Origin of the sequence: Methylobacterium phyllostachyos (assembly GCF_900103445.1) — a bacterium.
Classification (GTDB): domain Bacteria; phylum Pseudomonadota; class Alphaproteobacteria; order Rhizobiales; family Beijerinckiaceae; genus Methylobacterium; species Methylobacterium phyllostachyos.
On record NZ_FNHS01000028.1, the window covers coordinates 21,714 to 35,829 of the forward strand.

8 protein-coding genes, 2 pseudogenes and 1 riboswitch are annotated in these 14,116 nt (G+C 68.5%); of the genes and pseudogenes, 7 read left to right on the plus strand and 3 right to left on the minus strand.

What is annotated here, in order from left to right; all coding sequences use genetic code 11:
• Position 1 precedes the first annotated feature (1 nt).
• The gene (locus BLQ49_RS27595; RefSeq protein WP_091722556.1) at positions 2 to 523 is read right to left on the minus strand and encodes a hypothetical protein; all 522 of its coding nucleotides are present in this window, start codon (positions 521 to 523) and stop codon (positions 2 to 4) included.
• A 357-nt stretch (positions 524 to 880) separates the two neighbouring features.
• Here BLQ49_RS27595 and BLQ49_RS27600 point away from each other — a divergent pair, with 357 nt between their 5' ends.
• A complete protein-coding gene (locus BLQ49_RS27600) occupies positions 881 to 1,582 on the plus strand; it encodes a hypothetical protein (protein WP_244507785.1) in 702 nt (233 codons plus the stop codon).
• Between the two features lie 321 nt (positions 1,583 to 1,903).
• On the opposite strand, the gene BLQ49_RS27605 is transcribed toward BLQ49_RS27600, so the two are convergent.
• Positions 1,904 to 3,193 (minus strand): outer membrane beta-barrel protein, encoded by a 1,290-nt coding sequence (locus BLQ49_RS27605; protein ID WP_091722559.1) that lies wholly within the window; start codon positions 3,191 to 3,193, stop codon positions 1,904 to 1,906.
• Positions 3,194 to 3,675: 482 nt separating this feature from the next.
• Positions 3,676 to 3,786, plus strand: a riboswitch (guanidine-I (ykkC/yxkD leader).
• Positions 3,787 to 4,061: 275 nt separating this feature from the next.
• Here BLQ49_RS27605 and BLQ49_RS27610 point away from each other — a divergent pair.
• From BLQ49_RS27610 to uca, 5 genes and pseudogenes are all read left to right on the plus strand, one after another.
• Positions 4,062 to 5,060 carry an ABC transporter substrate-binding protein gene (locus tag BLQ49_RS27610; RefSeq protein WP_244507786.1) on the plus strand — a complete coding sequence of 333 codons (999 nt, stop codon included), beginning with the start codon at positions 4,062 to 4,064 and terminating at the stop codon, positions 5,058 to 5,060.
• Between the two features lies 1 nt (position 5,061).
• Complete coding sequence (locus BLQ49_RS30485) at positions 5,062 to 5,853, plus strand: glutamine synthetase (RefSeq protein ID WP_244507787.1); 792 nt, start codon at positions 5,062 to 5,064, stop codon at positions 5,851 to 5,853.
• An 84-nt stretch (positions 5,854 to 5,937) separates the two neighbouring features.
• Positions 5,938 to 6,749: pseudogene (locus BLQ49_RS27625) on the plus strand (urea amidolyase associated protein UAAP1).
• Between the two features lie 13 nt (positions 6,750 to 6,762).
• Complete coding sequence (locus BLQ49_RS27630) at positions 6,763 to 7,386, plus strand: urea amidolyase associated protein UAAP2 (RefSeq protein ID WP_091722565.1); 624 nt, start codon at positions 6,763 to 6,765, stop codon at positions 7,384 to 7,386.
• Between the two features lie 3 nt (positions 7,387 to 7,389).
• Entirely contained in the window at positions 7,390 to 10,947 is a 3,558-nt protein-coding gene (gene uca / locus BLQ49_RS27635) for an urea carboxylase (RefSeq protein ID WP_091722567.1), read from the plus strand.
• 435 nt (positions 10,948 to 11,382) lie between these two features.
• Here uca and BLQ49_RS27640 read toward each other — a convergent pair whose 3' ends face one another.
• Positions 11,383 to 13,485, minus strand: a complete 2,103-nt coding sequence (locus BLQ49_RS27640; protein WP_091722570.1) for a prolyl oligopeptidase family serine peptidase — start codon at positions 13,483 to 13,485, stop codon at positions 11,383 to 11,385.
• 315 nt (positions 13,486 to 13,800) lie between these two features.
• Here BLQ49_RS27640 and BLQ49_RS27645 point away from each other — a divergent pair.
• Positions 13,801 to 14,116: pseudogene (locus BLQ49_RS27645) on the plus strand (porin family protein); the annotation flags it as partial.

Here is a 14,116-nt window from a genome sequence, read left to right on the forward strand (position 1 = left end):
GTCAAGGCACCGCGTATTGCGACCAGGAGAGCGTCTCGCCGGCGTCGAGCCGCGCGGTGAGGTCGACCCCACCGCGGAAGGCCGGCGACCCGGTGAAGCGGATCAGGGCGTGGCTCTCACCGGCCTGAACCGGGAAGACGAGGCGGATGCCCCCGCCCGCGACCTCCCAGGTCGCCGGCCGGGGGGTGATGGTCTCCAGGCCGAACTGGTCGACGAGGTCCTTGGCGATGGTCACCGCCACCTTGTCACCGCCCGGGGGCACCCGGGTATCGAATCGGATGATCGTGGGGGAGCCGAAGCGCACGACCGGCTCGTAGCGGATGCTGATCGATCCGTCCTTGTTGGTCACGTTCCGCTCGCTGAATGGCCCGTGCCCCAACAGCCCGAAGGCGCAGACCAGTACGAAGCCCAGCATGGCGAGTCGGCCCGCGAGTTCCGCCTTGCGCCAGCGCTCCTCGAACGCCGGGTAGAACCCCTTCGCGATCTCCTCCGGCATCGGAGGATCGTCATGGATGACTTCCATGGCAGTTTCGCCCCCTTCCGGCCGGTGGGTCCCGGTCCTTCGCGGCACCAGGACGCCAAGTTCGGTCACCGCGTCAGGTTCCGCCAGGGTCTTCGCTGGCGAGGAGAAGCGTGCAAGGCCACAGACGCTTTGTCTCCCGGCGGGCCTGCTCGGAAACGGACCGACGGCCTACCGCCAATCATGCTTCTTCGAAGTGTATCGGAAGGCGGTCGGACAGACCTCCGAAAGCCTTCGACGACCTCCCGTTGCAGACCTCTGGAAATCGCCCTATCGGCGGCGGTAATGCCTGATCGATCGCTTCTCACGCCCGGAGCGCTCTCCGCCGAAAGGGACACCGGTTCGGGGCAGGAGCGCGCGTTGAAACAAAGGCTTCGAGCCGCGCCCGATCGCGTCACAATCGGGCGCGGTTTCAAGTCCGATAGCCTTTTTGATGAGGTCAGCGCCCGGCTGCCTCTGTTCGAGGGTCTTCCTTCCGGCGCGATTCAGCATCTGGCGGCGTTAGGATTCGGCCGCGGTTTCCTGACCGCCTCCCTGCGAGCCCGTCTTCGCAAGGCCGGGTACCGCGACCTCGGTCATCTGGCCCAGACGTCACCGGAGGCGATCGCCAGGGTCAGAAAGTTCGGACCCGTCCGGGTCGAGCACATTCAGACGTTCATCCTCAACGAGATCGCGCGCAGGCTGCCGGGCGCACGCGACGAGCACGCAGTCGGGGCTACCAGAGACCGGAGACTCGCACGGCTGCGGGATAGGTCGGTCGAACATCTGCCGGTTCATGCCGACACAATCGCAGCGCTTGGCATCGCCGGAGGCTCCTGCGCGGATCTCGCCGCCCGTTCACGCCTCGAACTCCTCGGTACAGGCGGTCTGATATCCGGCGATGTCGACCGCATCATCACGACGCTCGCCCGCTTCCTGGCTGAAGACAGGACGACAGATCCTCCATGCGAGGCGGTGGCTACGGACGCGGCGGTGGAAACCGAGGCCGCTGCCGCCGGTCATGCCGCCCTTCTGGCGGAACGGGATCGTGAATGGGAGGACGCTGCCCCGCCGCGCACTTAGCGCCGGAGGGGACGGCCCGGATCACCGCCGTCCGGCTGATCTCGATCGGCCGCTGTGAACCACTTGTGCTGCGAAACTCGGGACCGGGCTGAACACGTCTCGCGATGGGGATCGGCCGGCGAGGAGCCTCCGAGGCGAGCACCCTGAAGACCCTGTGGAGGCGGGATCGACTGGTCGGCGAGCGATGAACGTTCTCCCGACCGCTGGCTCGGAGGACGCGGAAAGCGCTGCCTCCGAGCTTGTCGGCGAAACCCGCCCCGCCCAGTCCCTGATGGACCGCTCAGGACGCATCCGAAGCGGCCATGGTCAGGAATGGCCGGATCAGAACGTGAACCCGGTCTCCACCATGTAGCGGTCCTGGCTCTTCACGTTGCCGGTGCGCCCGAACCCGGTTCCCAGAGTCCCGTCAGCCAGGCTGCCCAACTGGATTCCGTAAAGATCCACATGGGAGTACTCGCCGCGCACGAAGAAGCGGTCGAAATTGAAGGTCGGCGTGATGGTGTAGGAGGCGGCGGAGCTGCCCGCGCCGAAGAGCAGGCTCGTCGCACCGCCGGGATTGAAGCGGCTTCCGCTCTGCGCAATGTACTCGATGCGGCCGCCGAGCGAGAAATTGTCGGTGATGTTGTAGGCCACGAGGAGGGCCCCGCCATAAGTCTCCGCGCCCGCGAGACCGAGCCGCTGGTCACGGTCGACGCTCGTGTACTGGAAGTAGGGCGTCGCCGTCCACGGACCGTTCGTATAGGTATAGTTGGCGACCAAGATGCTGCTGTTCTGCAACGTCAGAGGCGTCGCATATTGGAACTTCGAGCCGCGATCGAGGCTGTTGAACGACGCGAAATGGGTGCCGCCGTTGATGCCGACAAGATTGTTGTCATCGATCTTGTAGGTGACGGCGCCGGTGACCCAGTTGAGTTCGCCGGAGAAGAACCCGTCCACCACGGCGACCGAAGCGCTCCAGGGACCGCTGGCGTAGTTCACCTGGACGCCCTGGTTGAAGAAATTCTCCTGACCAACCAGCAGGCCGCGGGTGATGTTGATGTTCTGATAGGTGAACAGAAGCTCCGTGCCGATGTTGGTCGGCATCCGCCCACCTTCCAGAGACCATTCGTCATTGAAGACGTACTTGCCGTAGATGATCGGAACGGGACCGAAGTACAGCGTGTTCTGGTCGAATGAGGAGTAGACCGGCACCCCGAGGGTCGGGAACGAGTAGAGGCCCGCCTGGACGTAGAACTGGAACGGTCCGTCGGCCTTCTGCAATGTCGCCATGAGGTTGGTGAAGTCGATCCGGTTCTGCTCGTCGCGGCCGGTATTGAGGGGCACTCCCCCGACCGGCGATGCGGGATCGAAGGCCGGGGCCGTATGGTAGAAATAGCCCGACGCGACGCCGCCGACATACAGGTCGCCGCTCGGCGATGTGAAGCAGGCGGGGTTCGGATTGGCCTTGATCGTCGGTCCGAAGGCCGGATTCGCGATCGTCGCCTTGCACGGACCGGGATCGGCGGCCGGCGTTGAAGCCGGCGGAGCGGCGAGGTCGGCGGAGAAAGCGGCACTGGAAAGAAGCAATGCCATCGCCGACGTCGTCACGCGCAGCGTCGTCTCGAGAATCATTTCGGACCCACCCCCGTTGTTTGGTTGCCCGGTAGATGACCCAAGTCGTGCGGTGCGGCAAAAGGAAAAAGCGTGCAGCGGCCTAATGCGAAGGCACATTTATGCGCGGATCGCATGGAGCAGAGTTATTGTTGCATCTTGGCCACGTGGATATCTGGCTACGCAAGCAAAGTTAGACTAAAGTAGGTGCTTATATCCTTTATAACACGCCACTATTGTTGCTTATCGTCGATAACGATAATCATACAACCGTATATTTGTGATCATGCGGCTTGAAAATGTCGGTACTCTATGGCGCTAGCGCGGACGTGGACCGATGACACGCGATAGGCGGTTCGGGGGTGATACGCCTATGCTTGCCTGAGCCATGTCCGTGAATGAGGCGCAACGCCCAACACTTCACCGATATTCGCTGCAAATCCGTGCAGCGCTCGCGCTTGAGCGCCTTGATCGGTTTATCCTACGGTTGGTATCCATAGGGCCGAGTTGGCCGCTAGGGTTCCAGCATCCTCAAGGGTGTGTTCGGTCCGAGAGCGGCCGCCGCGGCGGGAGACATCCGCCCGGATGCACGGCGGGATAAAAGCCCGGGAGACCTCACTGGCCAGGGATGGCAGGAGATGGTCTCGTGCAATCCCTTCTTCGGAAGAGGTGTTGCGATGTGCGATACAAGCTCTCACCAACCTGCACTGTGGATGAAGGGCGCGCGGTTCACCGCGTCTATCACGGTCAACACTTGCGTATCGGCAGGCTGATCGTTTTCTGACTGTCCTCTCGAGCAATCTTCGCAGCCTGTCCTTGCCCGGGTCAGGATCCGCATGGCGCTCCGCCGTGCGCAATCGGTTGCATCCTGCAAAGCGAGGTGAAAGTCGTGCGCATTTGGGATCTGTTCAGATCGAGCGGCAAGGCTCTGTCGGTTCTCGGGGTTGCCGCGGCGTTGCTGGTTGCCCGAGTCGCGCAGGCCGCCGAGCCACTGCGTATCGGCTACAGCGACTGGCCGGGCTGGGTGGCGTGGCAGGTGGCGATCGAGAAGGGCTGGCTCAAGCAGGCCGGCATCGACGCACGCTTCGAGTGGTTCGACTATTCGGCCTCGATGGACGCGTTCTCGGCCGGCAAGCTCGACGCGGTGACCTGCACCAACGGCGACGCCCTGGTGATGGGGGGCAACGGCGCGAAGAACGTCATGATCATGCTGACCGATTACTCGAACGGCAATGACATGATCGTCGGCAAGCCGGGTGTGACCGCGCTCACCGCCCTGAAGGGCAAGAAGGTCGGCCTGGAGGTCGGCCTCGTGGAACACCTGCTCCTCATCGACGGCCTGCGGAAGGCCGGGATGAGCGAGGCGGACGTCACCCTGGTCAACGCCAAGACCAACGAGACGCCCCAGATCCTCGCGTCGGGAGACGTGGCGGCGATCGGTGCGTGGCAGCCCATCGCCGGTGAGGCGATGCGCGCCGCCCCCGGGGCTCGCCCGCTCTACACCTCGGCCGACCAGCCGGGCCTCATCTACGACGTCGTCACCGTCACGCCGTCGAGCCTCGCGGCGCGGCGGGCGGACTGGATCAAGCTCGTCGGGCTCTGGGACAAGGTCGTCGCGTACATCGAAGACCCGAAGACCCAGCCGGATGCCGTGGCCATCATGGCGTCCAAGGTGGGGGTCGCGCCTGCGGTGTTCACGCGCTTCCTCAAGGGCACGAAGCTCCTCACCCTCGCCGAGGGCCGCGCGGTGATGAAGGACGCGGAGGGGTTCGGCTCGCTCTACGGTTCGAGCCGCCAGGCGGACGCCTTCAACGTCAAGTTCGAGGTCTACAAGGCGCCGCAGGACGTGAAGGCCTCCATCGACCCCGCCCTCACCGACGGGAAGTGAGATGGAGCCGGTGCGCGCCTCCTCGGCCCGCCCCGGGCCGGACGCTCCCGCGCTGGCCGTCCCGCCGAAGGGAGCCTCCTCGGGCACGCCTGTCGCGGCCCCGCGGGTGAGCCGGTCCTGGATCGGGCCGTCCCGGCCCCAGAGCCGGCGCCGGCGGATGGCACTCACCGTGCTCTCGTTCCTCATCCCTCTGGGGTTGTGGGCGGCCTTCTCCTACGTGCCGTTCCTTTGGCATCCCCTGGTGGAGGTCACCGATCCCGGCGACGTCGCCTGGATGGAGCCCGGGATGCGGGTGCCGAAGGCGGCCTTCGCCCAGACGATCGAGGCCAGCCGGGGCGGCGCGGCGCCCCAGGGCAAACCGGCGAACCCGGTCTACCTGCCGGCCCCGCACGAGGTCGCCGCCGCCTTCTGGCGCTCGCTGACCGCGCCGCCGCCCCAGCGGGACGCGATCTGGCTGCCCGCGAGCCTGTGGCACTCGGTCCAGATCATCCTCGCCGCCGCCCTGGTGCTGGCGGCCGGGCTTGAAGGGGTACGCGAGCGGATCGATCCGGGCGCGCCCAACGAGGACAACCTCTACGAACTCACCGAGGCGCAACGCCGGGACCGGGGCATCGCCTTCCTGCCGCAGACCCTCGCCGAGGCGGTCGAGGCCTTCGCCGCCGATTCCCTGATGGAGGCGACCCTCGGCGCCGGCCTGCGGGACGCATTCATCCACGCCAAGCGGGAGGAGTGGACCGCCTACCATCTCACGGTCAGCCCGTGGGAGATCGCGCGCTACAGCCACCTCTTCTGACCAACGACCCCGGGCCGGGACGACCCGGCCACGACAGGGCTCATCGGCCGGGACGACCCGGCGCAGACGCAACGGAGCGTGAGCATGTCGGACGACGCGAGCCGCATCACAGAGAACCGCAGACGGTACGAGGAACTGAAGCGGGCGGGCCAGGGCCACGCGCCCCGCGCCCTGCCGGGGCCGAGCCCCCGGGACGGGGCGCCGATCCCGCCCGAGGCCGTGCTGCACCGAGAGACGATCCCCGGGGGCTGGTACTGGACCACCACGCTGAAGGCGGGCGAGGCGCTGCGCATCGCCCTCGACCACGGGCCGTCGAGCGTCGCCCTCGTCGCCTGGGCCGAGGCCGACGCGAGCGAACGGCTCAACTGCGCCGATACGATCAAGGTGCAGTGGACGGCCGCCCTGGCGAAGGGCCGCGTCCTGTTCTCCGACATGGGCCGCGTGATGCTCTCACTGATCGAGGATTCCTGCGGAGCGCACGATGTGCTGGCCGGGGGATCGACCGCGGCCTCGAACGCCGCGCGCTACGTCGGCGGCCCCTACCGCAACACACGGGACAACGTTGTCCTGGCCGCCCTGAAACGCGGCCTCGACAAGCGCGACATCCCCGCCTGCCTCACCCTCTTCGCCCCCGTGGTGGTCGGCGCCGGGGGGCGGCTCGGCTGGAACGAGGCCGGCCGCGCGGCGGGGGACTTCGTGGACCTGCGCGCCGAGATGGATCTGATCGTCGCCCTTTCGAACTGCCCCACCCCCTCGATCCGGCGCCCGCCTACGGCCCGAACCCGGTGGCGATCACCCGCTTCCAGGCGCCTGTCCCGGCGGCGGACGACCTCTGCCGCACCGCGACGATCGAGGCCGTACGCGGCTTCGAGAATAACGCCGCCGCCGGATTCTGAGGGGAGCCGCACCATGACCGACACGCACGACACGCCCGTCCTCGATCAGGTGGTGCCCGCGGCGGCGCCGTTCTCGGCCCTGGTGCGGAAGGGTCAGACCATCCGCATCGAGGATCTGAAGGGCTGCCAAGCGGTCGATACCCTGTTCTACCGGGCCGATGACCTGAGCGAGCGCTACTCCGCGCAGGACACGGCGCGCGCGCAGGGCGCCGCCTACATCACGACCGGCACGAAGGTCCTATCGAACGAGGGCCGGGTCATGCTCACCGTCACCGCCGATTCCTGCGGGCGCCACGACACCTCGGCCGGGGCCTGCTCCTGCGAGAGCAACACCGTCCGCTTCGGCCACGCCACCAAGTATCTGCATGCCTGCCGGGAGAACTTCGCCCTCGAAATCGCAAAATACGGCCTGTCGAAGCGCGACATCGTGCCGAACATCAACTTCTTCATGAACGTGCCGATCGAGCAGGACGGCAAGCTCGCGATCGTCGACGGCGTCTCGAAGCCCGGCGACGCCGTCGAGCTGACGGCCGAGATGGACGTGATCTGCGTGATCTCGAACTGCCCGCAGATCAACAACCCCTGCAACGGCTTCAACCCGACGCCGATCCGCGTGACCATCCGGGACGGGATCTGAGCGATGTTCCGAAAGGTCCTGGTCGCCAACCGCGGCGAGATCGCCCGGCGCGTGGTGCGGACGCTCCGGCGCATGGGGATCGCGTCGGTGGCGGTCTATTCCGACGTCGACCGCTTCACCCCCGGCGTACGCGAAGCCGACGAGGCCGTCCGCCTCGGCCCGGCCCCCGCCGCCGAGAGCTACCTGGACGTCGAGGCGGTCGTCGCGGCCTGCAAGGCGACCGGGGCCGAAGCCGTGCATCCGGGCTACGGCTTCCTCTCGGAGAACGTGGCCTTTGCCGAGCGCCTCGCCGCGGAGGGCATCGCCTTCATCGGCCCGCGGCCCGAGCACCTGCGGGCCTTCGGCCTGAAGCACAAAGCCCGGGACCTCGCGATGGCGAGCGGCGTGCCGCTCCTGCCCGGCACCGACCTGCTGCCCGATGTCGGGACGGCGCTCAGCGAGGCCGAGCGGATCGGCTACCCGGTGATGCTCAAGAGCACGGCCGGGGGCGGCGGCATCGGGATGCAGCTCTGCGCCGCGCCCGAGGAACTGGCCGAGCGGTTCGCCGCCGTGGAGCGCACGGCGCGGGCGAGCTTCGGCGATGCCCGCGTCTACCTCGAACGCTTCGTGGCCGAGGCCCGGCACGTCGAGGTGCAGATCTTCGGCGACGGCGCCGGTACGGTCATCGCCCTGGGTGAGCGCGACTGCTCCCTCCAGCGCCGCAATCAGAAGGTGATCGAGGAGACCCCGGCCCCCGGCCTGCCCGAGGCAATGCGCACCCGGCTGCACGCGGCGGCCATCGCCCTGGGGAGAAGCGTCGCCTACGCCTCGGCCGGGACGGTGGAGTTCATCTATGACCCGGTGCGGCAGGACTTCTCCTTCCTCGAAGTGAACACGCGGCTTCAGGTCGAGCACCCGGTGACCGAGGCCGTGTTCGGCGTCGACCTCGTGGAATGGATGGTGCGCCAGGCGGCCGGCGAGGATCCGATCGGCGCGGCCGGACCGCTGGTGCCCAGGGGCGCCGCGATCGAAGCCCGGCTCTATGCCGAGATCCCCCATGCCAACTTCGCGCCGAGCGCCGGCCTGCTGACCGAGGTCGTCTTCCCCGATGAGGCCCGCTGCGATGGCTGGATCGCGACCGGCACGGAGGTGACGCCGTTCTACGACCCGATGCTCGCCAAGATCATCGTGTCCGGTCCCGACCGGCCGGCGGCCCTCGACGCCCTGCGCCGGGCCCTCGCCGGAACCCGCGTCTCGGGCATCGAGACCAACCTCGACTACCTGCGCGCGATCGCGGCCTCGCCACTCCTTGCGAGCGGCCGGGTTTCCACGACGGCCCTGCGCGATTTCGCCTATGCCCCGCAGAGCGTCGCGGTGCTGGCGCCCGGGCCGCAATCGAGTTTGCAGGAACTGCCGGGCCGGCTCGGCCTCTGGCATGTCGGTGTGCCGCCGAGTGGCCCGATGGATGCCCGCGCGTTCGCCGTGGCCAACGCCCTCGTGGGCAATCCCAGGGAGACCTGCGCCCTCGAACTCACCGTCTCCGGCCCGACGCTGCGCTTCCATGCCGACGCGGTCGTAGCGCTGGCCGGCGCCGCGATGGCGCTGAGCCTCGACGGGGTGGAACGGCCGCACGGACAGGCCTTTCCGGTCGCGGCCGGTCAGACGCTCACCATCGGCCGGATCGTCGGGCCGGGCCAGCGGGCCTATCTCGCCGTGCGCGGCGGCTTCGCGGCTCCGGTCGTCCTGGGCTCCCGGGCGACCTTCGCGCTGGGTGGTTTCGGTGGCCACGGCACCGGCGTGCTCAAGGCCGGTGACGTGCTTCACCTCGCCCATGGTCCCACCGTCGCGCCGTCCCAGCCCGAGCCCGCGCCCCTGACGTCGGACTGGGAGATCACCGTGGTCTACGGCCCCCATGGGGCGCCGGACTTCTTCCAGGACGCGGACATCGCCGACCTGTTCGGCGCGTCCTACGCAGTGCATTTCAATTCCGCCCGCACCGGCGTGCGCCTGATCGGGCCGACGCCCCGCTGGGCGCGGCGGGACGGGGGCGAGGCGGGCCTGCACCCCTCGAACATCCACGACAACGCCTACGCGATCGGCGCGATCGACTTCACCGGCGACATGCCGATCCTCCTCGGGCCCGACGGGCCGAGCCTCGGCGGCTTCGTCTGCCCGGCCGTCGTCGCCCGGGACGAGGTGTGGAAGCTCGGCCAGTTGCGCCCGGGCGACCGGGTGCGGTTCCACCCGGCCCCGCGGCCGGAGGATCCGGTCGGCGGCCCGACCCTGGCCGAGACCCTTCCGGCGCCCGCCATCCACCGCGGGGCGGAGGCCGCCGGCTCGGCGATCCTCGCCCGCGACGCGAGCGGCCCGGTCCCGGTAACCTACCGCCGCCAGGGCGACGACAACCTCCTCGTCGAGAATGGCCCGATGGCCCTCGACATCGCCCTGCGCCTCCGGGTCCATCTTCTGGCGGAGGCCGTGGCGGCAGCCCGTCTGCCGGGGCTGATCGATTGCACGCCGGGCATCCGCTCCCTGCAGATCCATTACGACGGTGCCGCCCTGCCGCGCACCCGCCTCGTCGGCCTGCTGCGGGAGATCGAGGCCGGGCTTCCGCCCGCCGAGGCGGTCAGCGTGCCCAGCCGCATCGTCCACCTGCCGCTGTCCTGGAACGACCCGCAGGCCGAACTGGCCATGCGCAAATATCAGGACCTCGTCCGCCCGAACGCGCCCTGGTGCCCCTCGAACATCGAGTTCATCCGCCGCATCAATGGACTGCCCGACGAGGCGGCGGTGCGCCGCATCATCTTCGACGCGCAGTACCTCGTGATGGGGCTGGGCGACGTCTATCTCGGTGCGCCGGTCGCGACCCCGGTCGATCCCCGCCACCGGCTGGTGACCACGAAGTACAATCCCGCCCGAACCTGGACGCCGGAGAACGCGGTGGGCATCAGCGGAGCCTATCTGTGCATCTACGGGATGGAGGGGCCGGGCGGCTACCAGCTCTTCGGCCGGACCATCCAGATCTGGAACACGTGGCGGACCACCGACGCATTCAAGCCCGGCCATCCCTGGCTGCTGCGGCCCTTCGACCGGATCCGGTTCTTCCCCGTCTCCGCATCCGAGCTTCTGGAAGCCCGGTCCGCCTTTCCCCACGGGGCCTATCCGGTGCGGATCGAGGAGGGTGTGTTCTCCTTCCGCGACCACAAGGCGATGCTGGACGGCGCCGCGCCGGAGATTGCGGCGGCCGCGACGCGGCGCCAGGTCGCGTTCGAGGCCGAGCGCGAGCGCTGGAAGGCGGCGGGTCTCGACAGCTTCGTCGTGGACGAGGGGACCCCGGCCGAGGCCGCCGCGGTCCCCGCCGGCTGCCGCGGCGTCCCGACAACGGTGCCCGGCAACGTCTGGAAGGTCCTGATCGCCGAAGGCGATCGGATCGAGGCGGGACAGACGATCGCGATCCTCGAAGCCATGAAGATGGAGATCACCGTCGAGGCCCCCGCGTCCGGGCGCGTCCGCGCAGTCCGCGCCCAGCCCGGCAACACTCTGCGTGCCGGCGATCTCGTCGCCATCCTCGAAGAGGCCTGACCCAGGCATCTCTCCGCGTCGGGTTCCTTCCCGGCCCCTGCGCTGGCCGCACTGCCGAGCCTCCAACCGCGGCAGGTTGCGGAAAACCCGGCCCAACCGGGCTGCGACCGTAGCGGGGCCGCAGCCGCGCCGGGATGCGCCGACGCGCGATCCGCCGTCCGGGATCCGGCGTGTAGGAGCATCGTGACCTCCTCGTCCGACGGGGCCGGAGCGCGTGCTTTCGCGGGCGCCACGACGTCCGGAGGCCGCGCACGCCCTGACCCCACGCGGAAAACGGCGCGCGGTCGCGGCGGAGATCGGCGACGACGTCCACGCCAGCGAAGACGGTCACACCGTCTGGTGCGCGGACGCGGCTTACGCCTTCACCCGCGCGCAGATCGAAGGCCCCGGTCGGCGGCGATGAGGCGGCCGGGATGACCATTCTTCGAATGTCAGTCAGACCTTCGGCACATCGGGCGCACACCAGCCGATCGACTGCCTCAAGAAGTTCAGACCCAACGCCATGAACGACGCGGTCTCGGCGTTGTCTTTTCCGTAGCCATGCCCGCCGGCCGCTGTCTCGTAGAACGCGGCCGCGTACCCCAATGCGCGCAGCTTCGCCGCCATCTTGCGCGCGTGACCGGGATGCACGCGGTCGTCGCGGCGGCTCGTGGCCAGCAGGATCGGCGGATAGGGGCGCCCCGCCTCCGCACCGTGATAGGCCGAGATGCCGCCGAGATAGGCCCAGTCAGCCGGATCGTCCGGATCGCCGTACTCCGCCACCCAACTCGCGCCCGCCAGCAGCTTGGCATAGCGGCGCATATCGATCAGCGGGATCGTGCAGAACAAGGCGCCGAACCGCTCGGGGAAGCGCGTCAGCATGTTGGCGATCAGCAGCCCGCCGTTCGAGCCACCCTCCGCCGCGATCCGCCCGGGCTGGGTCACACCGCGCGCCACGAGATCGGCGGCCACCGCGGCGAAGTCTTCGTGCGCGCGTGCCTTGCCCTCTCGTCTGCCAGCCTCATGCCAGCCGGTGCCGAACTCGCCACCGCCGCGGATGTTGGCGGTCACGGTGGTCCCGCCCCGCTCCAGCCACAGCTTGCCCAGCACGCCTCGATAGACCGGCAGCATCGAGGCTCGGAAGCCGCCGTATGCGGTGAGGTGGAGCGGTGCGTTGCCATCCTCCGTCCCGTCCGGTCCGGTCTGGATGTAAGGCACACGCGTCCCGTCCGCTGAGACTGCTTCGTGGCGCGTCACGTGCAGGCCACATGCATCGAAAGCCGGCGGCGTCCGACGCAACACGGCGGGTGCATCAAGGGCGGGCGCGAAGGCCAGCAGCGTCGTGGGAGTTACCGGGTCCTCCACAGTGGCGAGCAGGCTGCCATCCGCGGTCTCGGCGTCATCATCGAGGGGCCAGACGCTGACGGTGCCCAGATCAGGCAGACCGGGCAACGACCGGCGGGTCCATCCCTGTGCCCCTGGCTCGAAGACCGTGAAGATCGGTCGTAGATCCTCCAACGCATTCACGATCAGCCGCCCGGCGGACCAGAATACCCCCTGGAGCGCCAACCTTTCACCGGGCCGCCACAGGACCTCGAATGCACGCTCTCCGGCGAGGAAACCGGACGCCGAGATCGTCAGCACGGTATCGGCCGCGTGCTCGACGCCATTCACGACCCAGGGGCGCCGCAGACGCACGGAGAGGTGGTCGCGGTGCAGTTGCACGCCTGCATACGTTGGCAGGTCGAGGCGCATGCGCGCACCGCTGCGGTCGCCGATATGCAAGGCCGCGTCGAAGAATCCGATCTGCTCGGTGAACGTCAGCCGCTCTAGCCCGTCCGGATGGTCCGCCGCTCCCCAGACGCTCATACTGCTCTGCGCGGTCTCGAACAGGACCGGCGCATGGAGGGGATCGGCGCCGCGCTGCCAAAGGCGCACGGTGCGGGCGTAGCCGGACTGCGTGGCCATGCCGGGTCCCAGCGCACTCGATAGCAGCAGCGTATCGCGATCGAGCCAGACCGCACCCCCCTTGGCCTCGGGCAGGGTGAAGCCGTCCGCGACGAAAGCGCGAGTCGGCAGATCGAACTCGCGCAGGACGACGGCGTCGCCTCCGCCACGGCTGAGGCGCAGCAGGGCACGGTCGTAACGGCCCCGCAGGGGCGACGATCCGGACCAGACCCAATCCTCGTTCTCGCGCGCGGCCAGAGCGTCGATGTCGAGCAGAACCTCCCAGGCCGGATTCCCCGCGCGATAGGATGCCTCGTCGGTCCGCCGCCACAGACCGCGGGGATGCTCGTCATCCCGCCAGACGTTGTAGAGCAAGCCGCCGCGACGGCTGACGAACGGAATGCGGTCGGGTCGGTCGAGCAGGCCCCGCGCGAGGTCGCGGTCACGGTCGAAAGCGGCATCGCCGTAGCGGGCCAGCGTCTCGGCGGTTCGGGCGCCGACCCAGGCGAGGGCGTCCACCCCGTCGATCTCCTCCAGCCAGAGGTAGGGATCGTCGTCGGGTCGTGCGCGGGTGGGCCTCGGGTCGAACGGCGTCGCGGTCGATGCACTCATGTCCGGCACAGTAGCTCGGGCGCAGGTCGATCACGAGCGGGGGGCGCCCAACCCGCGCGCAGGCCGACGACCAACCTGTTACCTCTCGGCCACAGGCGGGCGGCAAAGGGCTAACGGAGTGCAACCAAAACCCAAGTGAGATGTTGTGGCGCTCATTCGTGTACAGCGCGATGTATTGCGGCACTCTGGTACGCGTTCATAGAAGATTTACTATGATCGCCCCCTTCGTCGCCAGCCGGTGTGCCCGTAAAACTACAGCCATTTGGCTCATAAGCCGGTAGCCATATCCCCAGACGAAACTTTGGACCTGACCCGATGACCAAGCTCCTGGCCTCGCTGGCCGCCTTCACCGCCCTGACCGCCGCCGCCTCGGCCGCCGACCTGCCGCGCCGCGCCGCCCCGCCGCCCGTGTTCACCCCCGTGCCGGTGTTCACCTGGTCGGGCGCCTACTTCGGTATCAACGCCGGCTACGCCTTCGACGCCTCCAGCCGCTCCAACGGCAACAGCTTCGGCGTGCCCTTCCCCTACGCCGCCCCCGGCACCGTCGCCACCTTCCGCAACAGCAGCCAGGACGGCTTCTCCGGCGGTGGCCAGATCGGCTACAACTTCCAGCTGACCCCGGGCAACGGCG

What these genes read in the sequence shown, in the direction of transcription:
- BLQ49_RS27595 (WP_091722556.1), bottom strand. Translation starts at nt 523, where the DNA reads ATGGAAGTCATCCATGACGATCCTCCGATGCCGGAGGAGATCGCGAAG.
- BLQ49_RS27605 (WP_091722559.1), bottom strand. Translation starts at nt 3,193, where the DNA reads ATGATTCTCGAGACGACGCTGCGCGTGACGACGTCGGCGATGGCATTG.
- BLQ49_RS30485 (WP_244507787.1), top strand. Translation starts at nt 5,062, where the DNA reads ATGGAGCCGGTGCGCGCCTCCTCGGCCCGCCCCGGGCCGGACGCTCCC.
- BLQ49_RS27630 (WP_091722565.1), top strand. Translation starts at nt 6,763, where the DNA reads ATGACCGACACGCACGACACGCCCGTCCTCGATCAGGTGGTGCCCGCG.
- uca (WP_091722567.1), top strand. Translation starts at nt 7,390, where the DNA reads ATGTTCCGAAAGGTCCTGGTCGCCAACCGCGGCGAGATCGCCCGGCGC.
- BLQ49_RS27640 (WP_091722570.1), bottom strand. Translation starts at nt 13,485, where the DNA reads ATGAGTGCATCGACCGCGACGCCGTTCGACCCGAGGCCCACCCGCGCA.